At 58.0% G+C, this 25,369-nt stretch carries 13 protein-coding genes and 1 tRNA gene; 11 read left to right on the forward strand and 3 right to left on the reverse strand.

The window, feature by feature from the left end:
- Both GR197_RS11255 and GR197_RS11260 read left to right on the forward strand, forming a co-directional pair.
- A complete protein-coding gene (locus GR197_RS11255) occupies positions 1 to 1,854 on the forward strand; it encodes an AAA family ATPase (RefSeq protein WP_130823530.1) in 1,854 nt (617 codons plus the stop codon).
- Between the two features lie 910 nt (positions 1,855 to 2,764).
- A tRNA-Glu gene (locus GR197_RS11260) sits at positions 2,765 to 2,839 on the forward strand.
- A gap of 451 nt (positions 2,840 to 3,290) precedes the next feature.
- On the opposite strand, the gene GR197_RS11265 is transcribed toward GR197_RS11260, so the two are convergent.
- Complete coding sequence (locus tag GR197_RS11265) at positions 3,291 to 3,806, reverse strand: hypothetical protein (RefSeq protein ID WP_164009361.1); 516 nt, start codon at positions 3,804 to 3,806, stop codon at positions 3,291 to 3,293.
- A gap of 382 nt (positions 3,807 to 4,188) precedes the next feature.
- Between GR197_RS11265 and GR197_RS11270 the strand changes: the two genes are divergently transcribed.
- Genes GR197_RS11270 through brxL form a run of 6 tightly spaced genes read left to right on the forward strand, consistent with a single transcriptional unit; the run spans position 4,189 to position 16,683 of the window.
- Positions 4,189 to 5,022: a DUF1819 family protein gene (locus tag GR197_RS11270; RefSeq protein WP_164009384.1), complete on the forward strand. Its 834-nt coding sequence runs from the start codon at positions 4,189 to 4,191 to the stop codon at positions 5,020 to 5,022.
- A complete protein-coding gene (locus GR197_RS11275) occupies positions 5,009 to 5,554 on the forward strand; it encodes a DUF1788 domain-containing protein (RefSeq protein ID WP_164009385.1) in 546 nt (181 codons plus the stop codon). The genes GR197_RS11270 and GR197_RS11275 overlap by 14 nt, the downstream gene beginning before the upstream one ends.
- 12 nt (positions 5,555 to 5,566) lie before the next feature.
- A complete protein-coding gene (gene brxC / locus GR197_RS11280) occupies positions 5,567 to 8,980 on the forward strand; it encodes a BREX system P-loop protein BrxC (RefSeq protein ID WP_164009387.1) in 3,414 nt (1,137 codons plus the stop codon).
- A 4-nt stretch (positions 8,981 to 8,984) separates the two neighbouring features.
- Complete coding sequence (locus GR197_RS11285; protein ID WP_164009389.1) at positions 8,985 to 12,362, forward strand: SAM-dependent DNA methyltransferase; 3,378 nt, start codon at positions 8,985 to 8,987, stop codon at positions 12,360 to 12,362.
- Positions 12,359 to 14,635: a BREX-1 system phosphatase PglZ type B gene (gene pglZ / locus GR197_RS11290; RefSeq protein ID WP_164009390.1), complete on the forward strand. Its 2,277-nt coding sequence runs from the start codon at positions 12,359 to 12,361 to the stop codon at positions 14,633 to 14,635. Before GR197_RS11285 ends, pglZ begins: the two co-directional genes overlap by 4 nt.
- Positions 14,635 to 16,683, forward strand: a complete 2,049-nt coding sequence (gene brxL / locus GR197_RS11295) for a protease Lon-related BREX system protein BrxL (RefSeq protein ID WP_246724538.1) — start codon at positions 14,635 to 14,637, stop codon at positions 16,681 to 16,683. Before pglZ ends, brxL begins: the two co-directional genes overlap by 1 nt.
- 225 nt (positions 16,684 to 16,908) lie before the next feature.
- On the opposite strand, the gene GR197_RS11300 is transcribed toward brxL, so the two are convergent.
- Both GR197_RS11300 and GR197_RS11305 read right to left on the reverse strand, forming a co-directional pair.
- Positions 16,909 to 18,717 carry a hypothetical protein gene (locus GR197_RS11300; protein ID WP_164009392.1) on the reverse strand — a complete coding sequence of 603 codons (1,809 nt, stop codon included), beginning with the start codon at positions 18,715 to 18,717 and terminating at the stop codon, positions 16,909 to 16,911.
- 335 nt (positions 18,718 to 19,052) lie between these two features.
- The gene (locus GR197_RS11305) at positions 19,053 to 20,225 is read right to left on the reverse strand and encodes a hypothetical protein (RefSeq protein ID WP_164009394.1); all 1,173 of its coding nucleotides are present in this window, start codon (positions 20,223 to 20,225) and stop codon (positions 19,053 to 19,055) included.
- Positions 20,226 to 20,509: 284 nt separating this feature from the next.
- On the opposite strand from GR197_RS11305, the gene GR197_RS11310 reads away from it, so the two are divergent.
- Genes GR197_RS11310 through GR197_RS11320 form a run of 3 tightly spaced genes read left to right on the forward strand, consistent with a single transcriptional unit; the run spans position 20,510 to position 25,203 of the window.
- Positions 20,510 to 22,144, forward strand: a complete 1,635-nt coding sequence (locus GR197_RS11310; RefSeq protein WP_164009396.1) for an SIR2 family protein — start codon at positions 20,510 to 20,512, stop codon at positions 22,142 to 22,144.
- Positions 22,141 to 22,776, forward strand: a complete 636-nt coding sequence (locus tag GR197_RS11315; RefSeq protein WP_130823541.1) for a hypothetical protein — start codon at positions 22,141 to 22,143, stop codon at positions 22,774 to 22,776. Before GR197_RS11310 ends, GR197_RS11315 begins: the two co-directional genes overlap by 4 nt.
- A gap of 3 nt (positions 22,777 to 22,779) precedes the next feature.
- Positions 22,780 to 25,203: an AAA family ATPase gene (locus GR197_RS11320; protein ID WP_164009398.1), complete on the forward strand. Its 2,424-nt coding sequence runs from the start codon at positions 22,780 to 22,782 to the stop codon at positions 25,201 to 25,203.
- The last annotated feature ends 166 nt before the right edge of the window (positions 25,204 to 25,369 follow it).

The following is a 25,369-nucleotide window of genomic DNA, read 5'->3' on the forward strand; positions in this document are numbered from 1 at the left end:
ATGAGGTTCGACAACAGCGCCTCACGAATCCAGAAGTATTCCCAGGATCTGGGTACACTCCTCGCTGCCTTCGGTCTGCTGCGAGCTTTAAGAGCGGCGGACTTGTTGAAACGTGACACCCTTGGATTTGTGATCTTTGTGGTTCCGAAAGGCTTCCGCATCGAAGAATACGAAACAGCGGCATTCGCCATCCTGGGGGCCACCCGCGGTGACTGGATGGAACAGAATGTTAAGGTTCGCCCCGCGAATCCTCCCAGAAAAAAGCAAAGTCCGCACAAGCGCATATCAATTTTCGACGTCAAAGGTCTGGACGTGCTGATCGCCAAGAACATCGATGAGGTGCCGAAGGATGTCCGCTTCGCTGCAACTGCCGTGATGTTTGTGGATCGACCGACGCCGGAGCATATCAACGCTGTGCGCCGGTTGTCCGGAAGAAGGCCATTATCTCACGAGGTGGCTGCCTTAATCGCCGCGAAGCCGCAGAATTTACTCATGGCCGCCGTTCTCAAGCCGAACCTAATCGAAGACAGGATTGATGAAATCAATGATTTAAGTCGTCGTGAAACTGGCGGAGCTAGCCTGTTCGAACTTCCCGGGTACGACGAACTGAAGCCTTGGGCAAAAAGACTCTTCGCAGATGTCGAACGTTGGCGGGCCGGGACGCTGGCTTGGGGGTTGGTGACACGGGGAGCGCTCATATCAGGCCCGCCAGGGACAGGAAAGACCCTGTTTGCCGAAGGACTCGCTAATGCTCTGGGTGTGAAGCTGGTTTCAACCACAGTAGGAAGTTGGCAAGCAGAAGGACATCTCGACGACATGCTCGCGGCCATGAGGAATTCTTTCAGCGATGCTGACGATGGAGAGGGCTCAGTCCTTTTCATTGACGAACTCGACAGCATTGGAAGCAGGTCCGCGCGTGTCGGTCAAAATGAAATCTACTGGCGGAATGTCATCAATGAGTTTCTCTCCTTGCTGAGCAAGTTGGGAGACGGCGTCGTGGTGATCGGTGCAACCAATTTTCCCGAATGGATCGATCCTGCGATTTTGCGTGACGGTCGCCTCGAGAACCACTTCGAGCTCACTCTACCAGATCAAAAGCTGCGGACTGAAATTCTAAAGCATCATGCCGGTGAGAGCATGTCCTTCGAATCCTTGTTCGACATCGCCGACGACTTGAAAGGCAAGTCGGGTGCTGTCCTCGAGCGGCTTGTGCGCGACGCGCGCGAGGCTGCGCGAAACGAGGATCGGGAGTTGGAACTCCGGGATATCCGGGACCGCCTTCCTGAAAAAATGCGATACACGGGAGAGCAACAGCTTAGGCTGGCCGTACATGAAGCCGGTCATGCGCTGGTGTCCCTGTCGCTTCAACATTCCACGAGTGCGACTATCGAGATCAAGGATAGCTTTGATCCGAACGCGACCGAGTTCCTTGGCGGGATGACAAGCTACTCACTCATTGACGATTATTTCCCCACGGAAACCAGTTTGCTCAATCGCATCGCGGTCAGTTTGGCTGGCATGGCTGCTGAGGCCGCGATATTCGGAGACCGAAGCATCGGGTCGGGTGGTAATGTTGGTAGCGACATCGAGCGCGCTACGACCGTCGCGCGGCGGATGATCGGTACCTATGGGCTTGGAAAGACGCCGACATTCCTTGGTACTCCGAGAGAGCTCGGGGACGGCCCGCTGCCCGAAAGGGTGGAAGCGGAAGTATCGGATATCGTGGCGGGACAGTGGGAGCGCGTGGTTGCGATGCTTAAAAAGGAGCAAGATCGTGTCTTTGCGCTCGCAGTCGATGTCGTGATCCATGGCACCTTAAGGGTCGAGAAGGACGGCATCGCTGCTTCGGGGTAGTCCAGATTGCGATCTCAAGGATTCGAATGCGAGTCATTGCCGCGTCCGGGGAGGACCTTCAAGGCGAAGGTTAGCCCGGTGATGTCCGCCAGGCGTTCGTGCAGCGATCTGTCAAGCGGACCCGCCTTGGCCCGTTCCTGGTCCCGGGAGATAGTGGCTGCTCATCTTGGCCGACATTCCGGGACCTAGGTGCGGAGCGCAGAAACGCGGTGGGAGCTGGACAGTAGCCAAGGGGAACACGAGCAGAACTGCTCGTCGACCTCGCACTGCGTGAGGCCGAAGCCGGGGAGGCATGAACCCTGGCGCCTCCTGTCGGACATTTCTCTGTTGACGTCCGTCGCGATTGCGAACCACGATTGATTACTGGTGTCGTGTGCCTCGACACCCATGGGCAAAATGAAAGGATTTCAAATGTTCGAAGGTCTCAATCCAAGGAGCTGCAACGTCGCGAGGATGAATTTTGTTCAAGGCGATGGAGCGGAAATAGGCTCTGGACGCCGCTGGTGTCTCGCCAACCGAAGTACAAGCTTTTTTGCCTTTGGAAATGGCAGTTGAGTGAGATCGAAGCCGCGAAGGCCAGTGCAGCGGCCTGAGTGCCGTATGGAAACAGCGATGCTGCGGACGGTGAGCGAAGCTTTGGCCGTCCTAACCCCATTGATAGCAAGGTCGCGGGTCAGTTCAGTCGAGCTCATACTCTGCGCCGAATGAAGAACTTGAGAGAATACGGCGCGACCATCGTTAAACATAGGCTCGAAAAAATCACCCAGAGGCCGATACCGTCCGAGCAGCTAGGTCAGACTACCCGTCGAGCGGTGTGACGGGCGAGCAGGCCAAGAACCCGCCGCAGCATTGTGCACTCGGGTCTCGCGTCTTGTCCAAAGGCGCTTCCGTTCCTATCTCTTTCGTTGATGCGCCCTTCGTCTATCGGTTAGGACAACAGATTCTCATTCTGTAAAGGCGGTTTCGACTACCGCAGGGCGCACCAACTTTAATATTGCCCTCGCAGTCGATGTCGTGACCTATGGAACCGTAAGGATTGAGAGGGACGGCATCGCGACCGTAGCTTAGGACGGTTTGCGATCTCAAGGATCCGAATGCGAATCTATGCCGTTTCAGGCAGGGTTCACAATGCGAATGGTTGGCCGGCGATATCCGCCGGGCGCTTTCGGGATCAGGAACCCGTCAGGCGGACTTCTTTGGGGCGTTCCAGAATGGTTCTGGAAAGATGTCGATTGGCGTCGCTCCGCAGTCTGGGCAATGCCAGAGGTTTTTTGCCATCGTCCGGCCGTCATGCGCGCCGTCACAGTGCAGGCAGTGCCATTGAGCGGACAAGCCATTACCCAGCGGATGCTGGGCTCGACCCTGCTTATCCGGCATGGTCGAGCGACGGGGCCAGTCGGATGCGACTTGGGCATGCATGCGACGCGCACGAATTGTCAGCAGTCGCGTGGCGTGCTCGAAAAATTCAGGGTCGAGGGCTTTACTGATTTGACGCGTCCACCCAGACGTCTGACCTTCGGTTTTGCAGACGGCGCTTGGTCAAGTTCGATCTCCCAACCCTGTGACCCGATGGAGACGCTGAATTCGTCGCCGACCAGGTAGAACGCATAGCCATCAAGCTCGCCATGGATTTCGTCGGCCTCCATGGGCTTGACGTGGTCAGGCTCCCAGCGAGTAAAGACGAGGCGATCGCCGAACGCGCTGAGGTCGGAATTTTGACCGGCATCGGCAGCCGGGAAAGCTTCTTCGTGGTCCCGGAACGAGCTTTCGAGACTTTCCACCTGATCGCTCGCAGGACGCCACCCCTGTTTGTATGCCTCAGCGAGACCACGCCAGTTGGCTTTGCCAAGTTGGCGGGCGACGATTTCCAGGGCGGCAATATGCTGAAGACGCTGAGCGCGAGCGAGGCGCTTGGCAATGAACTTTAGCGTGGTGAGAGTGTTCGCGGTCATTATGATCCATTCCTTGTTGAAACGAATCCAACCGGGTGCCCACAGCCGACCGGACCCGTTCGAGGAACGGTGTCAGTCATGATGACAGATAGCGCACTGCATGAGCTTCGCATGGTGGGCACACCGGCCTGTGCGTCAAGGCCAAGCGCAAAGTGCCTCTACAATGTCTCAGCGTCAATAGGGTTATGGTATCAAGCAACCCGGTGCCGATTGCTGCTGCCCCTAGAGCGAAGCAAGCGCAACCGATTTGGATCTGAGGTGAGTTCTCAAGCCGATAAGTTGAAATTCTGGTTGACGAGCCGCCCTCTGATTATAGGAAAGTAAATGAGGGAAGTCCCCGGAGCAGACTCCCAAAAATCAAAATGCGGAAGACAAATTCGAAATGGAGCCAACGAGAGAATTGTTAGCGCGTAAAAGGGACCTGTCCTGGTATGGCCCAACAAAAAAAGAAGACCGTCTGACAGCGTTTGGTTTCCGCCTTATCGGGGGTGGGGCTCATCAGTCCAAAACCCTTATGCATGCGGAGATAGGCGAGCTTCTCCGCGCAGGCGTGACGGAAGAGACTGATTTTCGCTCGAGAGTCTTGGACGAGAACATTCTAGGAAAGGCGACGTTGAGTGGCCGCGAATCGGTGTTGAGGAATCTTTCCTCTCTATACGGCCTATCCACCGTTCCTCTTCTGACGAGAGTTTTCCTAAGATTTGCGAAGAACGACAGCGAAGGCCGGCAATTGCTGGCGTTGTTGATTGCCTTGTCGCGCGATCCCTTGCTTCGCGATTCTGCGCAAACCGTTGCCGATACCGCGGTGGGTATGCCCGTTCAGTGGCCGAGCTTTGCTGCCAGGTTCGACGCTCTTCATCCAGGGCGTTTCAGCGAAAAGATGGTTCGATCCCTGTCGCAGAATTGCGCGTCCACTTGGACTCAGACCGGCCATCTTGAGGGGAAAAAGAAGCAGCGGAGAAAGGTTCATCCTTCAGCCGCGGCCGCCGCACTGGCAGCGTTGATCGCAACCGTAAGCGGCTTTAGCGGGCCAGCGATTCTTTCATCTGGATGGTTCCGCATCCTTGACCTGAATCCCGACACGGCAATGGATGCGTTGCGATCGGCGGAAGCGCATGGGTTTGCGCGGGTACGAGCGGCAGGTGACGTGATAGAGATTTCAGTCAAGCAGCAATTGGCAACGACATTAGGGATTCCTGAGCTTGAACACGTTTGACGACCTCCTCGCCGCCTACGATCGGCAGGTTCAATTGCCTTGGCTAGATGACGTCCCCCCCGCAGGACGCGTCTGGCTATTGTGGTTCGATAAGTCGATGCAACGGAAATTCACGGGCAGGATCGGCGAGTTCGAGCACACCACGATGAAGGCGGGTCGAGGGTGGTATCATGTCGATCTAGCTCCATGGTTTGGACGATGGATTGCCAAGCATGAATTCTTCGAGGCGCTTGTAGATCATCCGCAGGAAATACGAGGGTTACTGGCGGACGCCGAGCGGGCGCTGATTGGCGAATTGAGGTGCGCCCTTGGGAGGTGCACGTCTAATGATGTTTTAGCGTTGGACGGTTGTGGGTCTTTGTTCGGAATCGTTCGCGTCTCAACACTGATTGGCAAGATCGCAGATGCAATACCAGGGCGAATGATGGTGGCGTTTCCGGGCAAACAGACCGCCGGGGTCTATCGGTTACTGGATGCACGGGACGGCTGGAATTATCACGCGATTCCGATACCACCGGACCATGCATTATGAGGGGAAATTTTAATGCTTAATAAGGACACGTTCCACAAGGATCCGGCCGACTATCGTCTTGCCAACCAGGGTGTCGCAAAGATTCAGTTTCCACCAGCGCCCGAGGGCTTGGACACGTTGCGTGGGGAACTGGAAACCTTCGTCTGTGATGGGGCTTATGCGGAAGGGCTGGCTCGGATTCTCGAAGCGTTTCTGGGCTCTGTCAGCAAAGGGGGCTCCGCTCCCGCGGTCTGGATTTCTGGCTTTTATGGGTCTGGAAAATCGCACCTAGCAAGCATGCTCGCTGCTCTCTGGACAAATCCAAAGTTTGCGGACGGAGCCACGGCCGAGGGGTTAACCAACTTACCGCCCCAAGTCGCGGCTCCGTTAAAGGAGTTACGCATCGCTGCACAACGTGCAGGCGGCGTCGTCGCGGCGGGAGATACGCTCGGCACGGGAGCCGACGATCCGGCCGAAGCAACCCTCGGCATCATCCTGCGCGCCGTCGGCCTGCCCAGCGATCTGCGTGCCGCTCAGGTGGCATTCTGGCTGGACGACACCGGCATTCTGGATGACGTTCGCGCCGAACTCGGCGATGGATTCGACACCCATATCCGCAACTTCATCCTGTCGCCGAAATTCGGGACCGCTGTTCTGAAAGCGAAACCGGAGCTGGCTGAGACCCCACGGGAGCTGGGATCAAAACTCCAGGCGCTATTTCCCGAGCCCCCGCCCGTAACGGTCGATCTCCTAGAAAACATGGCCCGCAAGGCGCTGCTTCTCGGCCGCAATGAATTGCCGCTAACCTTGATCGTTCTCGACGAGGTGCAGCAGTTCATCCGTCAAGACCCCAGCCTGACTCTGAAGATCCAAACTCTGGTCGAGCGGCTGTCCAGTCGGTTCAATGGTCGGATGCTCATAGTCGGAACCGGGCAACAGGCTCTGAGCGACGTGCCGAACCTGCAGAAGCTCCTCGACCGTTTCCCGGTCCAGATCGCCCTTGGTGAGGCCGACATTGACACAGTCATCCGCAAGACGGTGCTTCGCAAGAAGCCGGGCGCGGAAGCCGACATTAAGGGCATGCTGGGCAAACACGCTGGCGAAATCAGCCGCCAGTTACACGGCAGCAAGCTCGCGCACACGGTTAATGACAACGACGAAGCGGTCCTCGATTGGCCGCTACTTCCCTCGCGGCGTCGCGTCTGGGAGCATATCTTACGCGAACTCGACCGTACAGGATTGGGCGGCACCCTACGCGGACAGTTGAGGACAACGCTCGATGCGGCAAAGTCCTACGGTGGCAAGCCACTGGGACACGCAGTTCCGGTCGATTTTCTCTACGGCCGATTCTCGACCGAGGCATACAATGCTGGCTTACTACCAGGGGAAACCCGAAATAGGATCGAAACTCTCAGGGGTGGTGACGCGAAGGACCAGAACAAGGCGCGGATCCTTATGTTGGTTTACATGCTCGGCCGCATCTCTGGTGAAGCCGACCGCCATGGTGTCCGTTCGACTCCGGAAACGATAGCCGACTTGATGATCGTCGATCTCGGAGGGGATGCCGAGCTCCGGAAGCAGGTTCCCCAACTCCTTCAGGAACTGTTCGAAGACGGCGCCGCGATCGAGGTGCAAGGGGAGTGGCGACTCCAGACCAAGGAAAGTGCGGATTGGGAGAACGCCTACCGGACCGAGGTGAAGTCGGTCATAGCAGACCAGGCGGGCCTTTCCGGGAAACGCCGTCAGCTCCTGAGCGGAGCCATCGACACCGCGCTCGCTGGCGCGGGCAGTGTCGCCCATGGCGTGAGCAAGCAGCAGCGGAGGATCCATCGTCTGGAGATGGGCGATAAAGCTCCAACGGACGGCGTGCCGCTGAGGCTCCGGATCGGCTGGGACGAGGATTTGTCGTCGGTCGAAAATGAGATCGCCGGCGCGTCTCCCATCGATCCGACGATCCATCTCCTGTTGCCGCGGCATCGGCCAGAGGATCTGACGCGAGAGATCGCCGCCTGGCGAGCAGCCGACAGCGTTCTGCAATTGAAGGGTGTGCCCGGCACAGATGCTGGTGTGGAAGCGCAGAAGGCGATGCAATCCCGCTCGTCCAAGGCGCTGTCCCAAGCCAATGAACTGATCCGCGAGGCGGTCCGCCAGGCAAAGGTCGTGCAGGCGGGTGGCAAGGTCGTCAACGGTGCTCTCGCTGAGGCCGCGAAAGAGGCAGCTTCAAACGCACTGGCGCGCCTGTATCCGAGATTTGCGGAGGGCGACCACGCCGGCTGGAGCAAGGTCTTTGATCGGGGAATGAAAAAGGACCCCGATGCCATGAAGTCGGTGGACCATTCGGGCGCGCCCGAAACGCATCCAGTCTGCAAGGCGGTTCTTGCCGAGCTTGGCCCTGGGCGGAAGGGATCGTACCTACGGACCAAGTTCACCGAGCCAGAATATGGCTGGCCCCAGGATGCCGTCGACGGAGCATTGGTGGTTCTCGCCAATGCAGGCGTGATCAAAGTCACGGGAGAGGACGGAAAGCAGGTTTCACTGCCGGACCTGCCGCGCTCGAAGATCGGTGTCTGCACCTATCGCGCCGAAACAACCGTCATAACTGTCGGTCATAGGATGGCGGCGCGTGGACTGCTCACCGAAGCGGGCGTGCATTTCGAGAACGGGCAGGAAGCCTACGCGCTTTCGGCTCTCCTCGAAAAGCTGGAGAATGCCGCAAAAATTTCTGGTGGCGATGCTCCCGCGCCGGCGGCCGATACCCTGCCGAACGCGGCCACCTTCAAATCCCTTTCGGGTAACGATCTCCTGGCCGCGGTCTCAAACGACGCTGCGATGCTCCGGGACAAGATGAAAGCGTGGAAAGCCGCAACTGCAAAGATCAGTCAGCGCCTGCCCGCCTACCGCACCGCGGAGCGCATGGTGCAACTCGGGGCTGAGGCCCAAAAAAAAGAACTGGATACGATCAAGGCCAACCGTCAACTCCTCTCGGATCCAGATCCTATTCCCCCCGTCATTTCGGCCGCTGCTGATGCTTTGCGCGAACGTCTCAACGCAGCATACGAGTCCTGGAAGAAGGCATGGGACACTGGCGAAGCCCGGCTGGCGAGCAACGAGACCTGGAACAAGCTCTCTCCGGAACAGAAGCACTCGATCCGGGAAGCCGAGAAAATCTTGCCGTTGACGAAACCCGAAGTGGATACGCCTGCTTCGATTTCGGACTCCCTCAGCCAGCGTAATTTCGTCGGCTGGGAAAACGCAACAAAGGCGCTTCCGACGCGGATAGACGAAGCCCTCGCCAGTGCTGCCATCCTCCTCGAACCAAAAGCGCAGACCATCAGTCTGCCAGGCAGCCTGCTGAAGAGCGAGCAAGACCTAGAGGCATGGCTTCAATCCGCGCGTCAAGCGCTGAAGAATGCCCTCGCCACAGGCCCCGTGATCCCGAAGGTTTGACGATATGACGCAACATTACCTCGCCACATCGCTACGGCGTGCGCTCGAAAAGACCATCAAGGAAGCCCGGGTCGTTGCGGAAGCCGGCGCCTCCGATGCCGTCCGCCGTCTCGGCATAGTGGAGGCCAAGGCACCAACCTATCTGTCGGACGAAGAGAAGGAGCTGCGGCGTCGTCTGCGGGCGCATGCGCGCGCTCTTGGTGACAGGCTTGATCATAATTCCGACGAGCAGCAGGTAAAGCGGTTGGTGGAAGCCGTCGCCTACGCACATTGGCATCGCATGCTGTTTGCCCGCTTCCTTGCCGAGCGCGGCCTGCTGCGACATCCCGAGCACAACGTGCCGGTAACGCTGGAGGATTGCCGTGAGATCGCGCAGGAGGAAGGCGCGTCTGACGCCTGGGCAGTTGCTGAACGTTATGCCGCGTCTATGCTTCCGGCGGTTTTCCGGATTGATGATCCCGTCCTTTCGGTGTCGCTGGACGCAGCTCAGATCCAATCGCTACATCGGCTAGTTACAAATCTTGATGATGATGTTTTCCAGGCAGAGGATAGCCTCGGCTGGACCTACCAATTCTGGCGTGCAGCAGAGAAGGAAGCGGTTAACAAGGCGGGCGTGAAGATTGGCGCGGACGAGATCTCTGCCGTCACCCAGCTCTTCACGGAGCCCTATATGGTCCGCTTCCTGTTGCACAACACGCTAGGTGCTTGGTGGGCAGCCAAGGTTCTAGCAGCAAATCCCGAACTGGCGACGAGCGCAGCGGACGAAGACGCGCTCCGCGTTGCCTGCAGCCCGTCGGATTATTCCCTCGATATGCTTCGCTTCGTCAAAGAAGGCGAAAGCAACGAGGTGCGTTGGCGACCCGCGGCGGGAGCATTTCTGAAGTGGCCAGAAGCCGCAGCAAGCCTACGGGTATTAGATCCATGTTGCGGGTCAGGGCATTTTCTTACTGAAATGCTAACAATTCTCACTGCATTTCGGGCAGAAGAGGAAGATCTTGCTGACGCGGAAGCGATCGCACAAGTCCTTCGTGATAATCTGTTTGGACTGGAGCTGGACGGGAGATGCGTGCAGATCGCCGCCTTTGCTGTGGCGCTGACCGCTTGGCGGATAGGTGGCTGGCAGACGCTACCGCTTCCGCACATCGCCTGGGTTGGCGCGCCGCCTCCACTGCCAAAGGCGGAATTCCTCTCTCTCGCTAACGGGGACACCGAGCTTCAGGATGGTTTGGAAAAACTGTACGACGTGTTCATCCAAGCTCCTCTCCTCGGCAGCCTAATTGATCCCACCGGCGGCGACCTAATGAGTCCACAGCGCCTGGGTCGCATTGCGCCGTTGCTCGACCGCTTGGTCGAGAAGACGCGTGCCGCAGAACCTCAACTTGCTGAAGGAGCAGTTGCAGCTCGAGGCATGGCAGATGCGGCGGAGATTCTAACCAGACGCTATGCGCTTGTGGCGACAAACGTGCCATTTCTCGGTTGGAGAGAGATGTCAGCAGAGTTGGCTAGTTGGGTGGCGCGACATCACGAAACTACTCGAGGCGATCTCGGTTATACCGTCTGGAGGCGGGCACTTCGTTTGTTGGATGTGGGTGGTACGGTTGGTGCCGTGTCGCTCCAGCACTGGTTATCTCTTACGTCCTATAAACGTTTCCGTGCTGAGCTGCTTAGCGAAGAGACATTGGCACTTGTGGCCCACCTGGGTTCTGGGGCCTTTCAGGAGATTACAGGCCAAAAGGTCAATGTTACGCTGACCATTTCGAATAGGTATGCACCGGACAAGGCCACTCAGACGCTGTTGCTGGACGCTAGCGCGCCTACGACCCCTTCGTTCAAGGAAGAGGCGCTTAATAGCTCAACCATGCTTCTTACCCACCAGGCTCAGCATCTGAAAGCGCCGGACCACGTGGTTTCGTTCTCATCCCTAGAGGCTAAAACTCGTCTCTCCTCGGCAGCTTGGTGTCTTGCAGGCATCATGAACGGCGACACTCCTCGGTTTGTCCGAAACGTGTGGGAGGTGCTGCCAGGGAGAGATTGGACCTATTTGCAATCAACCACTGACGGGAGTGCATTTTCCGGCGGATACTCGACAGCGATTTTTTACGACAGTGAACGTGGACACTTGCGTGAATCGCGCGAAATACGCCGCGAGCGCCTGCATAACTCTGACGAGCGCGGAAATCAGGTCTGGGGCAAAAAGGGTATTGCTGTCGATCAGATGGCTGGACTGGCCGTAAATGCATACCACGGAAATAAGTACGATTCGAATGTTGCTGTGATTGTCCCCTATGAGCAGAAAAATCTGTCGGCCATTGTTGCCTTTTGTCGGTCGCCTGAATTTGCAGCGGAAGTGCGCAAGATTGACAAGAAATTGAATGTTACCAATGCAACCTTCGGCAAAGTTCCTTTCGACTTAGCCCGGTGGGGTCAAATTGCCACAGAGGAATACCACGACAGGCTTGTCGAACCATATTCCGACGATCCAAACCAGTGGCTTTTCCATGGTCATCCAGCGAAAGCAAGTGAAGGAAAGGCGCTGCATGTCGCCCTGGCTAGACTATGCGGCTATCGCTGGCCCGCTGAAACTGACAATGAAATGCCTCTCTCAGCGGAAGCTCGCGATCGGATATCTAAGGTGGCGGCACTTCCTGACGGGGACCAAGACGGCCTATTGGCAGTCGAGAGTGTGGCAGGCGAAAAGCCGCTTGCCGATCGCCTTCGCGCCTTTCTTTCTACAGCCTTCGGCGCGGAATGGTCCGATGCGTTAGAGAGGCGACTGGTCGCGGAAGCTGACGAGGCTTTGGACAAGAAGCAGGCAAAGGATGGATCACTCGAGGCTTGGTTGCGCGACCGCGCCTTCCGTCAGCATTGCGTGCTTTTTAACCAACGTCCCTTCCTCTGGCATATCTGGGATGGCTTGAAAGAGGGGTTCTCGGTATTCGTGCACTATCACCGCTTTACTCAAGCCAACCTGCGTAAGCTGACCTACACCATGCTCGGCGATTGGCTGCGTCGCGCCAAGGATGAGAACAACGACCTGCGTTACGAAAAAGGTCGCGAGCTTCAACAAATGCTGGAGAAGGTGTTGGAGGGCGAAGCGCCTTACGACATCTTCGTGCGCTGGAAGCCGTTGGCCGAGCAGCCGCTCGGATGGAGCCCAGACCTCAATGATGGAGTTCGCATGAACATCCGGCCTTTCATGGAGGTGGGAATCCTGCGCGAGCAACCAAAGGGTATCAAATGGACCAAGGACCGGGGCAACGATGTACCGTCGGCTCCTTGGTATCCGGTCTTCAAGGGCGAGCGTATCAACGACCATCATACGACGCTGGAGGAGAAGCGCGTCGCACGGGAGGGTAATCCGGAGATGGTGGCGGCAAAGTGACAACACCTCTCGACGCATTGGTCGCTGCGCTGCACGACGCGGTGAGCTATAACCCAGGCGCGGAAGCGGCGCCGGAGGCGATCGTTTGGTGCGATCCGAACGGGGAGTTCTCGACGCTCATCCCCACCTTGCGCGAGCGCCTGCCGGAACTCCTGACCTATGGCGATCACGACCCGGCCACGAGTACCGGACCTGCAGTCTGGCTGCGGGCTGTGACCGCAAGGGCTCTTCCGTCGGTTCCATTCCCTGACGATGCAACCCCAATTCTCTATCTCCCCGGCGTAGGGCGGGAGGTCTTGAAAGGCGCCGAGGATTGCCCGACGTTGTTGCAGCCCCTGGTCTGGTTCACCGTGGCAGGAAATCTGTTTGGGCATGTCAACGGTAAGGACTGGACACTGAAGGCTTTCCTAACCTCGGACCGAGGGCCACTAAGGCTCAACATTGCTGACGATGCCTCCACCCGGATGGCGCTTTCCCATGCCGCTCTGCGCTTCTGCACGAAGCCGATTGAGGAACTGAAGGGAAAGCGGTGGGATGCCGATGCGCTGAACGCTTTGCTGGCTCCGGATCTCGCAGCCGATATGCTGGACTGGATGGACGGGGCGTTCGACGCGACCGCAGACCCAGCCCGCTTCACTGCCTTCGCTAGCATCGCCGAGAAGCAGCTCAAATTCGATCCTCGAAAGCTCTCGACCCAGGATGCGGCCAAGCGCCTGGCGCAGCGCGAGGGGAAGTGGGCGGAGGTCTGGTCACGTTTCGCTGCCGTAACAGGTTACGGCCGTGTCGTCGGACTGCTCGGGGCGGAGGAGCCTGCGACGCTTTTCGAGAACCATGAGGCTTATCCTAAACAGAACCTGAAGGGTGAAAACGAACTTAGGGACAGCCTGTCGAAGCTGGAGAGCCTGTCGGCACCGGATGCCCGGTTGCGAATCCTGGAACTGGAGGGCCAGCATGCTTGGCGCAGGGAGACGGTCTGGGCGAAGCGCGGGGAAGCGCCCTTGGCTCAGGCTCTGTCCTTCCTGGCCGAGGTGGCGAAGGCGAAGGCGCTCCCGGCACATGACGGGGACGCCTTGGCGGAATCCTATGTCGATAGTGGCGCGGGCGTGGATTCAGCCGCCATGCAGGCGTTGGCCGCGGCACCCCGTGACGTCGATCGCAACGTCGTGTCCGTGGCCCTGCGAGCGATCTATCTGCCTTGGCTCGAGGAAGGCGCCAACGCGCTTCAGGAACTGATCCGGAAGGGCGGCGTGAAGCTGGCAAAGCCAGAAGCAACGAAGTCAACGACGACGACGATCCTGTTCGTCGATGGCTTGCGCATGGATCTGGCGCAGGAGTTGGCTCGCCTGCTCGGTTCCGAAGGATTGAACGTCGCATTGTCCTGGCAGTGGTCGGGTTTCCCGACGGTGACCGCGACCTGCAAGGCTCTCGTTTCACCAGTTGCTTCCCTGCTCTATGGACCCTCGACAACATCCGACGTGCTGCCCGTCAACTCGGACGGCAAGCTGGCCACCAAGCCAGTGCTATATAAGCTCCTGGAGGAACAAGGTTGGGAGACGGGGAATTCCCTCCTCGCCGATTCAAGGCTTTGGACAGAAGCCGGACGGTTCGATGAAGACGGCCATGCGCTCGGTGCGAGGCTGGCTGGTCAGCTTGCGGCAGGGATTCGCGATGTGTCTGATTGCGTGCTGCAGTTGGTGCGATCCGAAAGGAGTGTCCGGATCGTCACGGACCACGGATGGCTTTTGATGCCGGGCGGACTTCCGAAAGCCGCCCTTGAGACCGGTCTCGCTGAGCCGCAGGGCAAGCGAACCCGGTGTGCGATGGTGAAGGCGAACGCCCAAACCAGCTATCTTCAGATTCCGTGGACATGGAACCACGAGGTGTTCGTGGCCACCGCGACAGGAGCGCACTCATTCTTTGCCGGACAGGAATATGCTCATGGCGGCGTGAGCCCACAGGAATGCATACTGCCCGTTCTGGACGTCACGGCGAGTGGGGTTCAGAAAAGAGATGTTGCCGACGTGAAGGCGCGCTGGGAGGGGTTGAGGCTTCGGGTCGAGGTGCCTGGTGCAACTGATCTCCACGTTGATCTTCGCTTGGGATCGGAGACGAGCGGCCCGAGCCTGATCAAGGGTGGCCGCGTGCTGGACGACAAGGGCAAGACATCTTTCCTAGTCGGTGACGACAATGAGGGTCAGACGGCCTGCCTGGTGTTGGTGGATGATGATGGTCGCATCCTGGCGCATCGTGTCTTGAAGGTCGGGGGAGAATGATGCTGGAGCTAGACGCACTCGACCGAAAGGCCGCTGAAGCCTTCCCGGGCCACATCGTGCGAAAGGACCTGGTGCGGCGTTTTCGCGGCCAGTTCCCGGTCCCGACCTACGTCGTGGAATTCATGCTGGGACGTTACGCGGCCAGCACCGACCCGCAGGAGATCGAGGAAGGGCTGGAGATGGTGCAATCGCAGCTCTCCGACCGCACCGTCCGTGCGGGCGAGGAGGAGCTGTTCAAGGCCCGGGCACGAGAGCGTGGTTCTGTCCGCATCATCGACATCGTTACCGCCCGCCTCGACGCAAAGACGGACAGCTATCTCGCCACTTTGCCCAGCCTGCGGCTGACCGATGTTCGTATCGACGACAAGCTGGTGCAGGCCCACGAGCGCATGTTGACGGGTGGGTTCTACGCCGAGGTCGAACTGGGCTATGATGCGAGCATCGCGCAGGAGAAGGGCGGCCGCCCTTTCCAGGTCATGAGCCTGCGTGAAATCCAGCTCTCCAGCCGTGACATCCTTGAAAAGATCGCACAAGGGCGCGCGCAGCTCTCCACGAAGGAGTGGAGAGATTTCCTTCTCCGGAGCGTTGGCCTCGAGCCGGACACGCTCTCGCCGAGGGCGCAAGACGGTATGCTGTTGCGCATGGTGCCCTTCGTGGAGAGCAACTACAACATGGTCGAGCTGGGGCCTCGAGGTACGGGAAAGAGTCACCTATTCCAGCAGGTTTCGCCCTACGCGCACCTTGTTTCGGGTGGCAAGGCAACTGTCGCGCGGATGTTTGTGAACATGTCAAACGGGCAACGCGGCTTGGTGTGCCAATACGACGTTGTCTGTTTCGATGAGGTGTCCGGCATCTCCTTCGACCAGAAGGACGGCGTAAATATCATGAAGGGCTACATGGAGTCCGGCGAGTTCTCGCGTGGCCGCGAAAGCATTCGCGCAGAGGGCAGCATCGTCATGGTGGGCAATTTCGACATCGATGTGCAGCATCAACAGCGCGTCGGGCACCTATTCGGGCCGATGCCGCCCGAGATGCGCAATGATACCGCGTTCATGGATCGCATCCACTGCTACCTACCAGGATGGGACATTCCGAAGATTAACAAGGACTTGTTCACCAGCAGGTTCGGCATGGTCAGCGACGTGTTGGCGGAATGCTTCTCAAGGCTCCGAGCGCAGACACGCGTAAACGTTCTTCCCGGACGCGTGCATTTCGGTGGGGCACTTTCCGGACGAGACCAGAATGCTGTTAACAAGACGGTGTCCGGTCTGCTGAAGCTGCTCTATCCAGATCCATCAATGAAGGTTTCGGATGAGGACCTTGAATGGGCAGTTCGCTTGGCGCTGGAGGTGCGACGCAGGGTAAAGGAGCAGCAGAAGCGGATCGGTTCTGCGGAGTTCCGCAACACGCAGTTCAGCTACATGATCGGTATGGATGGCGTAGAGAAGTTCGTCGCTACGCCCGAACTTCGAAGCGAGGACAGCATTGGGTCCGATCCTCTCCCTGCGGGGCAGGTCTGGGCGATCAGTCCAGGTGGTCAGGATGAAGGTATTGGATTATTCCGCATCGAGGTGACCGAAAGCTCAGGCGGCGGGGTGCGTATCCTCAATCAATCACCGCCTGCTCCCTTCCGAGAGAGCGTGAAAATCGCTGAGCAGAACCTTTATTCACGGGCGATGGAGTTGGTCGGCGATAGAAATCCCCGCGCACACGAATTTGCAGTCCAGATTCGCTCCTTCGATGCGGCCAAGAACGGTTCCCAAACGGGCGTTGGAGTACTGATTTCATTGTGTTCGGCACTGCTCGGAAAACCGCTGAAAGGGGGACTGATCATTGTTGGGGGAATCAATCTAGGGGGCTCTGTTGATCCAATTCACAATCCGATCGATGTCGTGGAACTTGCGCTCGAAAAGGGTGCGACAACGGTCATGATGCCTGTATCTTGTCGACGGCCGCTCATTGACCTGTCAGATGAGGTTGCGACGAAAATCCAGGTTCTCTTCTACGCGGATGCGCCGGACGCGCTGAGGAAGGCACTGCACGATTGACGCTCGGGGCAGCCGCACCTGCCGGACTGCGGGAGCCCAGATTTGGAGAGTGGCGTGCGAGATCACGATCATTCGGGGGCTGTTTCAATAGGTCGCTGAACCCATCTCCATCGCTCACCTCCCAAAAAGGCGCTGCGGTTGTCACCACAATTCTCAGCGAAACCGGGCTCAAGTGGGAGCAAAGTTGGGGGCGATTCTTAACCGTTAACCGCCCGATCTAAGCGACTACATGTCCCAGAAGATCCAATGGCTGTCGTTTTTAACGGAAGCGCTAATCTTGGCTCCGGCGCGGCTGGCAAGAAACTCCCCGATTTGCTTTTCATTCATGAGGCAGCGGAGCGCGCGGTCCTGTACGGCGAGGGCATAGTCCGTAGCCGCAGCGGCTGTGGCGCTTCCCCCTGTTGCCCCGGCGCTCCCGATGTCGATCACAATCGCGATAAGTCCCTTAAGAATGTGAAGCGCCTTGTCGTCATTGAGGGCCCTGTTGATACATTCCGACACGAACTCCTTGGCTATACCTTCCACATTAAGGGGACCAACTACCGTGAGTTTCACGCAGTGCCGCAGCTTCTTCATCCGCTGCGTCACGCGCTGATAGTCCCACCTGATTATAACTTCGGTTGAGTGAGGTTGGATCGAGTCGTCCCATGAGAATAGGCATCTCTCCTGGATTGTCCCGACCTGAACGGTCTCGTCGGGCGCAGGTCCCTTTGGCCCCTCGGGGTTTAGATCCACGACCTCCTGGACATCCTCCCATGCCGCAACGACAGATCTTCCTAGGTCCGGTTGAGAAAGACCGTCGAAAAATTTCCTGACGTCGGCGATCTCATCGGAGGTCAGCGAATCTGTAAGCATGAATGGTGTGTTGGTCGCAAATCCGCTCGAGATTCCTGCGCAACCGATCATTTCACTCCAGTCGACCCCACCAGCGTCCTGCCCCTTCATCGGCCTGATGGTCGATAAGAGGTCCTTCTTCGACTGAGAGCCGGCCGTCCAACACGCGTTGATTATCTTGGGGCGATCATCCCTTTTAACTCGCTGCAGGGCATATGTCGTCGCGCCGTCAACTCCTACCCCATCAGGTCGGATCACTACGATCTCGCGGTCAACAGGGGCCCTCCACTTGTTCATGGAGACTTGCGCAGCACAGGCATGAACGAAGACAGTGATCTTGTCGTGGACATCCCATGACAACTCCGACATACGACCAGGATCAGAGGCGAAGGCAGAAGCCGATGCGCACGTTAGACCTCTAATGGCGGCGGCGTCCGCCTCGGCCGTGGTGCGCTTGACCGGTATGGACGCCACCAACTTGCTACGTTTTCGTAACTCGGAAATTGGGAGTGCAACCAAGTTCGGCGCATATACATTGTTGATCTGGCCGATGCCGACAAGGGAAGCATCCGATTTAAGGAGCAGGAATTCCCCTCCAATTTGGCCAGGTTCCCCGCAGACGTAAGCAAAGTGCCCGGGATCTTCAGTTTTATGGTCTGTAACCTTGCAATCGGAGCGATAGGTAATGTCCACCACGGAATCTTTGTCCGTGGTGCGCGCGCGCCATCCGATGGCGACCAGTTCGTCGCCTATTTTAGGCCGGGCTATAGAGAGTCTTGCCGTACCAAAGTAACGGGAAGGGTCGTCCTTGACGTTGTAAACGGTCCATTTCTGCATCCACTCGGTAGGGCGTTCTGCGGGCCTTTGTCCCATGGAGTATTTTGACCCCCTGTGCGACACGTGCTCGATACCGGACATTTGAAGGACATATTCGTCAGGAAAGCCATTGAGGTGACGACATTGGCCTTGAAGCGCGACCGACTGGGACAAAAGCAAGGCGGGGCAGTGAACGCGCTGATTGATCTCTAGCACAAAGCCCATCGATCTCACGACCTGCCGAACAGGGTCGGTCTTGGGAAGAGTTGCGACGAGTTTCGGCTCGGACATGGCGGGCGAACTGCCGACCGCGAAAACAGACAGGTAAATGGCGGCAGCGGCAATTCCGAGCCTACGACTCAGCGGTGGGCTCGTCGTCCGCATGGGCCGTCCCTCCATTCGAAATGGAACATAACACACGGTGGACGTCCCGCGAAGTCCCCTGAGTCCCGTAAGGTGATGTAGTCGCAAGGGAGGCTATTCTGAATCCAGACCGGCGACAGGAGCGAAGCCGCGACGTGAACAGCGAATGGCTACGGCCCCGGATTGCATCGTCGCGTGCATGCCTTGCAATGGTCAATGGGAAATCGAACCCCGCGCGGAAGCGTGCAGGACGCTTCGGCGCCAACCATTTGCCCCGACCGTTGCGTAGCTGCGGGAGGTCGGCCGGCGTTATCGGCCCCCGGACCTTCATCGGTCCTGGCTCGAATACGCGTACATCAAGCTTGATCAGAAAGGAAGCGACGGGAGCGTATGGGATCAATCCGGTCCGCCTGTTCCAGAGCCCAAGAAGCCCAACTCGCGATATCTGTTTCCAGAATAGGCTCGTGAGAGGTTTCGTTTAGTGCCTTTACCGAGGCGACATACGCGCGGATTTCCTGTGCTTCGCGAAGCGCCTTTGCCTCTGATAGCAACCGGTCAACGCGACTCTGTTCTTCTTTCACGCGGCGTGCGCGTTCGGCTTGCTCTGCTTTCTCCCGCTCTATCCTGCTTCGCTCAATAAGGTCCGCCTTGCGGCGCACGAGCCATTCATAGTGGGCAAGTTCCTTACCCCGGCATGCACTCTCTCCGGCGACCAGGACATTGACCGCAATCTTGGTCAAGTGGGACTCGATTTTGTCGTTTGGCTTGTCCTGCCAGGTACTTTGAAATTCTTCGGTTAGGGAACCCCTGTTGATCATTACGGCGAGCATGCCCGACGCAGACTTTGCGATGTCTGAGGTCGCATGCCAACTGGTGCGTTCGACCTTCGGATCGTCAATTGAAATCACGACATCGGTCAATCCAACCCTTGCATAGAACTCATGAGGATTTTTACCCGATGATGTGACGCGAGCATCATTTTGCTCGAGGCAAAGGAACAGCGAATTTAGCGCGCGAAGGCGGCGTTGCTCGAAGGGAGAATCGAAGTAGGGAGCGTCGTAAAGCGACTTGTACGTTGCCGCCCAGTATTTCGCCCGCCGCGGAGCATCTGCCTCAAGGAGCTTTCTAACGACAGGGTGCGCTCTCGAGAGGTCTCGCGGCACAGAGATCCTCTTCACCCGCTTGGTAACCTTATCCCGGACGGCCGACAGCGCCTCATCGAAGGGGCGCGGTGGTATCAATTCCAATTCCATGAGATTTTTGGGAGCCGAACCATAATAGTCCCACCTGCTAGCGCCAAACGAGACCTCGCGGGGCATTCCGAGTGCTCTTTCCGGAAGCGGCTGACGACGCACCTTTTTCCCCGCTTCTAGCTTTGCCCAGTGGCCGCGTGGCGGGAGCGGGATTTGGTGTTGCTTGCAGGTCTTAGCGAAGGCCACGTCAGAGATATTATGTTCGGCCGCCACGGTTTTGACCGGCGTTGTCCAGACGATTTCGTAGAGTGCTTCTCGGAGGAAATTCGTTTGCATCGTGACGGCATGAAACGGGGACAGAGTTGAAGATAATCATGGCACACGTCGTTCTGCAAGCGATGGGGTCGCGCCGCTCCTCCACAAGGAGATCGATCGTAACATAGTTCAGCAAAGCAGTGGCGCAAATAGTCTCAGACGACCATGGACCAGACTGATTTTGCCGAGTAAAAGAATTCGTCTACTGCACCTTCCGATTGTTTTGAGGCTGAATGGCACTCCCTCCTGCGGCGACAATAACGATTTCCCAGACCCTCGCTATGCTCGACGGACCGAAGAGGGAATTGGCCGAGGGCGTCGCCAACGATCGCTACGTCTTCTGGTTGGGATCTGGCATCTCGCGAGAACGAATGCCGGATCTCAAGAGCCTGGCGAAGCGAATCCTTATTTCGCTTCAGGGGCAGATCGAGCAGAGCAATCCGCACTGTCGGTTTCGCGCAGCGCTCGACTCGGTAATCGGTCACGCAGGCCCGAGCGCCGACGAATGCAACTCGATCGACTACTCGACCAGTCCGGAAAGCTGGGCCGTCTTCGAAGCGCTTGCTGGCCGCCTGGTCAACAACTACGCGCGCATGCTCGGTGTCACCGTCGATGGCGAGGAGGCAGACTACCTTCTCTGGGACGTCCTGAATGCTGCCGCCGTCTACTCCGATCCGGCAATCTTGCCCGACGCGGAGCACCTTTGCCTGGCTGCCCTAGCGATGGAGGGAGCCGCCTCAGAGATGCCTTCGGCGAATTGGGATTCGCTTGTCGAAAAAGCTATCGAAATCCTAGCGGGCGGAAGGCCAATTCAGCGCGTAGCGATCGCCCCCGGCGATACAAGGGCGGGACGCAGGCGCACCAATCTTTACAAGTTTCACGGATGCGCCAGATCCGCATTGGAGGATCCGGCACAGTTTCGACCGCTGCTTGTCGCGAGGCAGAACCAGATCAATGGTTGGGTTGCAAGCAACCCTGTGATGGCAAGCGTTCTAATCAACTTGATCGTCACGAAGCCGACCCTGATGCTCGGTCTTTCCGCGCAGGACTCGAACATCCAGAGCCTCTTCGCGAGTGCTCAGGTTCAGATGCCCTGGCACTACCCAACACATCCGCCAGCGTATGCCTTTGCTGAAAACGCTGTTGGGGGCGATCAGGAAAGCCTTTTGCAGAATGTCTATCACCAGGAATTCAATGCCGGGACTCGTGCATCGATCAGGACCGATGCGCTCGTCCAAGCCTTCGCCAAGCCGCTATTACTGGCACTACTCCTATTCGTCTTGACGGAAAAGCTGAGACACCTCGTGCGTGAAGGATTTCCGGCGATTCAGGAGGTCGATAGGGCGAAGCTGGCAGAAGGGCTTGGGAACGGCCGCAACCTTGTGGCTGCTAACGTAACTTCGAGTGCGGACGACGTAATGAGCCTGATCACTAAAATAGGTCGGACCATGACAATGCTTAGAGAGGGAGCGCTTCCAAACGCCGCAAGCGGTTTGTATAGTCCGGTGTCCGCTGAGCCATTGGAGCTCATGACCGCGAATCCCAACCTCGCGGCGGGAGGGATTGCTGAGTTCGCCGTCGCGTTGAGCCTCGTGGGTCTCGGCTTAGACAGAGGACTCTGGGCCGTCGGACCGAATACCTCTGCGCCGGATCCTGGTGCCTTTGGCTTGGTGGGACGCAGTGGCGCCGCGAAGATTTTTTTCGCAGGCGATCATCGTGCAGCCATTCGCTTGACCACTAACGGACTGCTGGCGGACAATGACGACGCCGTCGTCGTACACAGCCAGTCCAATCCTGTTCCGATGCATCGATCGCCTCGACGGCCGCCGGGCCGAACCGGTCTGGCCCTGGTTCGGGAGGTCAGCGTCGAGGAACTGCTTGCGGAGGGCACCGAGGTAGAGGACCTCCTGGAACGTTTTCGAAACAAGGTGGCCCTATGACGGCGGCAATCCCTGCGGAGAGAGTTGCGGCGGTCTTGGAGGAGGCGGGATACCGTCGACTCGAAATGCCCTTGGAGATCGCAGGGCTGGCCTTCGACGTGGCCGGCGCTTTTGTGGGAGTTGGACATTCCGCCGATCTCGTGATCGTCGGCGACATGGCGGCCAATGGCGAAAAGAAGGTGGTCCTGCAGATCGAGGGCATAGCCCGCGCTCTCGACGTGATGCGCTCCCAGCGCCCATTAACCTCGATTATAGTGGGTCCGCGTCCGGTGGGAAGGAATCTACAGGCACTTTCGCAGGTCGGTCGAATTCTAGCGGTGGAAGAGGCGGCTGATCCAAAAGACCTGCTGGACAAGCTTTCGATCCTCCTTCCTCTAAAGCTCCCAGCGGGAGAACTTAGCGAACACGACATCGGCACCGGGGACGAGGATATTGTTCTTAGCACCGATCGGGCTGTCCAATTTCTCGAGGCTTCCAGTTTCGGCAAGGAGGCTGTCCAGATGCGTTTTCATGAGGCCCTCAGGCGCGCCCTGGGTGGGGAAGATTACGAGCCCGGGTCGGAAGAATCGTGGCCCGAGGAAGCGCTAGTGGCTGAAGAAGAGCAAGTTGAAGCCGGCGAAACGGAGGCCTGAGCGATGCGATTGAAGTCACTCTATATGAAGGATTTTCGGAGCGTTGATGGGGAAGTCCTAGTTTCGCTCGACGCACCGATTGTGCTCGTTCATGGCCCTAATGGGGCCGGCAAGACGAGCCTGTTGTCGGCGATCGAAATGGGACTCACAGGTGCCGTGCCTTCGCTGTCGCGCGCGGAACCCGACTACCTTGCTTACCTGCCGCACAAGGATAGACCCTTTGGGCAGGTCAGAGTGGATGTCGAGACGGCGAATGGCGACCGCCTTGTCGGGGATATGAGAGTGACGGCGGAAGGGGTGGTTGGAACTCCTGTCCTCGGTCCTCGCCAAGCGAGTTTCTTTAGCGAGCGGAGCTATCTTGCTCAATCGACCTTGGGGCGCCTTCTGGAGATTTACCAACATTCAGACAAGAAGACAGACTCGCCGCTGACGCGCTTCGTGAAAGAGTTGCTCGGCCTTGACCGCATGGAAGCGATCATTGCCGGTCTTCACTCGGCCGGCAACATCTCGCGCCTCAGGAATCCGGTCCCATCGTACGATGAGACACGGGTCGCGATCGCCGAGAAGGAGAAGGCGCTCATCGAACTCGACAAACGAGAAGTGTTTCTGAAGACGTCCGTCGAAACGCTTGAGGCGGAGGTCCGTGAAATCCTGGCGCGTGTTGATCCCGCAATGTTGGTCTCTCTCAGCGAGATCTCGGAGTTGCCCGCACGCTTTCAGAGCTCTCGCGAGGAAGACGATCTCATGGAACTCGCGCGTTCAAGGCGGGAGGTTGCTGTCCTCGAGGAGGCTTGGAACAAGGCGAGCAACCCCAGCGGTGCCGGCGAGCGGGTTCTGCTGGAGGCCGTTGCGGTGGAAGCCAGGAAGGCCCTCGACGAGTGGATTCGCACGCGCGGCCAGGACGTCGAGGCGCTGCTACAACAGGCGGGAGGCCTGTTTGCGGACCTCGCCGTCTCCGGTGAAAGCGGGTTCGTCTGGCGTGGAAATTCCATAAATTCGCGCGTCGGCGCCGATGTCCAACGGATCGAAGGTATCCTTAACTTCCACGAAGATGCGATTCGAATACGGGTCGAGACGAGCCGGGAGATCGAGGAGGCTCGAACACGCGTGGCGCGGCTCGAGGAGCAGATGGGAGAGGCAGCCGATGCCAATGAAGCGCTCGCAAGGACGCTTTTCGAACTAAGTACGCACATTCATGATGATCATTGTCCGGTATGCGATCGGAACTTCAACGAGGTGAGTCCCACGCCTCTCAGCGCATATGTCGCGTCAAAAGTCAGCGACATGTTCGAGCATGCTGGGCGGCTTCAGTCTATCTCGCGGGACAGAACCAATACGAATTCCGCCGTGGCGCAATTGGAGCGTAGGCTTCTGGAGGTAGAAGCCAACATACTGCCGGACGAGGAGCTCACGGGTCTTAAAATGCGGCTGGCCGACCTCACCGACATTGGGCAGCAGTTGGAAGCCGGGGCGTTCGATATGCAGAAAGGGGATGAGCTTAGAAAAGCCGCAGCGGCTAGCGCTCAAAACGCGGCCGCCCTTCAAAACGCCGATCAATCGAGGGAAGTGCTACGGAGGGAAGCAGTCGCACTTGCGGATCGTCTTGAGGTCCCATCGGAACCTCTCGAGTCAGCCGGCGAGCTTCTTCAGCGCATGCGTTTATCCATCGACAGCAGGGAGAGAGCCTTAAACCAGAGACTCGATGAACGCCGAACCATTCTCAAGAAGGCTGTTCTCCTATCAACATCGATCGAAGCTCTTTCTGCCGTGGGCAACGAGCGGAAGCAGTTGATGATTGACGTCGACAAGCTTCGACGAAAACGGGCGGAAGCCGACGGAATTATCGAGGCGGCAAAGGATCTCGTTCGTAAAACACGAGAAGCGCGAGGGAGAGTGGTTCGCAAAGTGTTCAACGACGAGCTGAACGCTCTATGGCGAGATCTTTTCGTCCGTCTCGCGCCCGACGAGCCCTTTATCCCGGCCTTCGCAATTCCCGAAGCCGCCGCTGGTGACATTGAAGCCATTCTTGAAACACACCACCGCCACGGAGGCAAGGGAGGCAACCCGCGCGCCATGCTCAGTGCCGGCAATCTCAATACTGCCGCCTTGACACTTTTTCTCGCCCTACATCTCTCGGTGGAGGCGCAGCTTCCCTGGCTTGTCATCGACGATCCGGTTCAAAGTATGGACGAAGTTCACATTGCCCAGTTCGCGGCGCTCATCCGGATGCTTTCGAAACAGATGAATCGGCAGATCGTCCTGGCTGTGCACGAACGGTCGTTGTTCGACTACCTAAGCCTAGAATTGAGTCCCGCGTTCCCGGGCGACAGGTTGAACGTGATCGAACTAGGCAGGAATTCGACCGGCCAGACAACGTTTCGTTGGGATGCCAAGCATTACGAGACGGATCGCGCTATTGCAGCATAGGATCGGGGCTATGCGAACTACTCGATTCTCTCTCGCGGCGCAGATATTTCCTGAAACCTGTCGCGAAAATTGGCCCATTCTCCCTGATCCTGCGCTTTGCGGTCGATTGTGTTTGTCTGCTTTCCGCCGAGGCTGCGTGAAATTCCAGTAAAGCATGCGCTCTCGG

Source organism: Rhizobium phaseoli (assembly GCF_010668805.1).
GTDB lineage: Bacteria > Pseudomonadota > Alphaproteobacteria > Rhizobiales > Rhizobiaceae > Rhizobium > Rhizobium phaseoli_A.

Excerpts from the sequence above, each read along its gene's own strand:
- GR197_RS11255 (WP_130823530.1), top strand. The coding sequence starts at position 1 with ATGAGGTTCGACAACAGCGCCTCACGAATCCAGAAGTATTCCCAGGAT.
- GR197_RS11265 (WP_164009361.1), bottom strand. The coding sequence starts at position 3,806 with ATGACCGCGAACACTCTCACCACGCTAAAGTTCATTGCCAAGCGCCTC.
- GR197_RS11270 (WP_164009384.1), top strand. The coding sequence starts at position 4,189 with ATGGAGCCAACGAGAGAATTGTTAGCGCGTAAAAGGGACCTGTCCTGG.
- brxC (WP_164009387.1), top strand. The coding sequence starts at position 5,567 with ATGCTTAATAAGGACACGTTCCACAAGGATCCGGCCGACTATCGTCTT.
- GR197_RS11285 (WP_164009389.1), top strand. The coding sequence starts at position 8,985 with ATGACGCAACATTACCTCGCCACATCGCTACGGCGTGCGCTCGAAAAG.
- brxL (WP_246724538.1), top strand. The coding sequence starts at position 14,635 with ATGCTGGAGCTAGACGCACTCGACCGAAAGGCCGCTGAAGCCTTCCCG.
- GR197_RS11300 (WP_164009392.1), bottom strand. The coding sequence starts at position 18,717 with ATGCGGACGACGAGCCCACCGCTGAGTCGTAGGCTCGGAATTGCCGCT.
- GR197_RS11305 (WP_164009394.1), bottom strand. The coding sequence starts at position 20,225 with ATGCAAACGAATTTCCTCCGAGAAGCACTCTACGAAATCGTCTGGACA.
- GR197_RS11315 (WP_130823541.1), top strand. The coding sequence starts at position 22,141 with ATGACGGCGGCAATCCCTGCGGAGAGAGTTGCGGCGGTCTTGGAGGAG.
- GR197_RS11320 (WP_164009398.1), top strand. The coding sequence starts at position 22,780 with ATGCGATTGAAGTCACTCTATATGAAGGATTTTCGGAGCGTTGATGGG.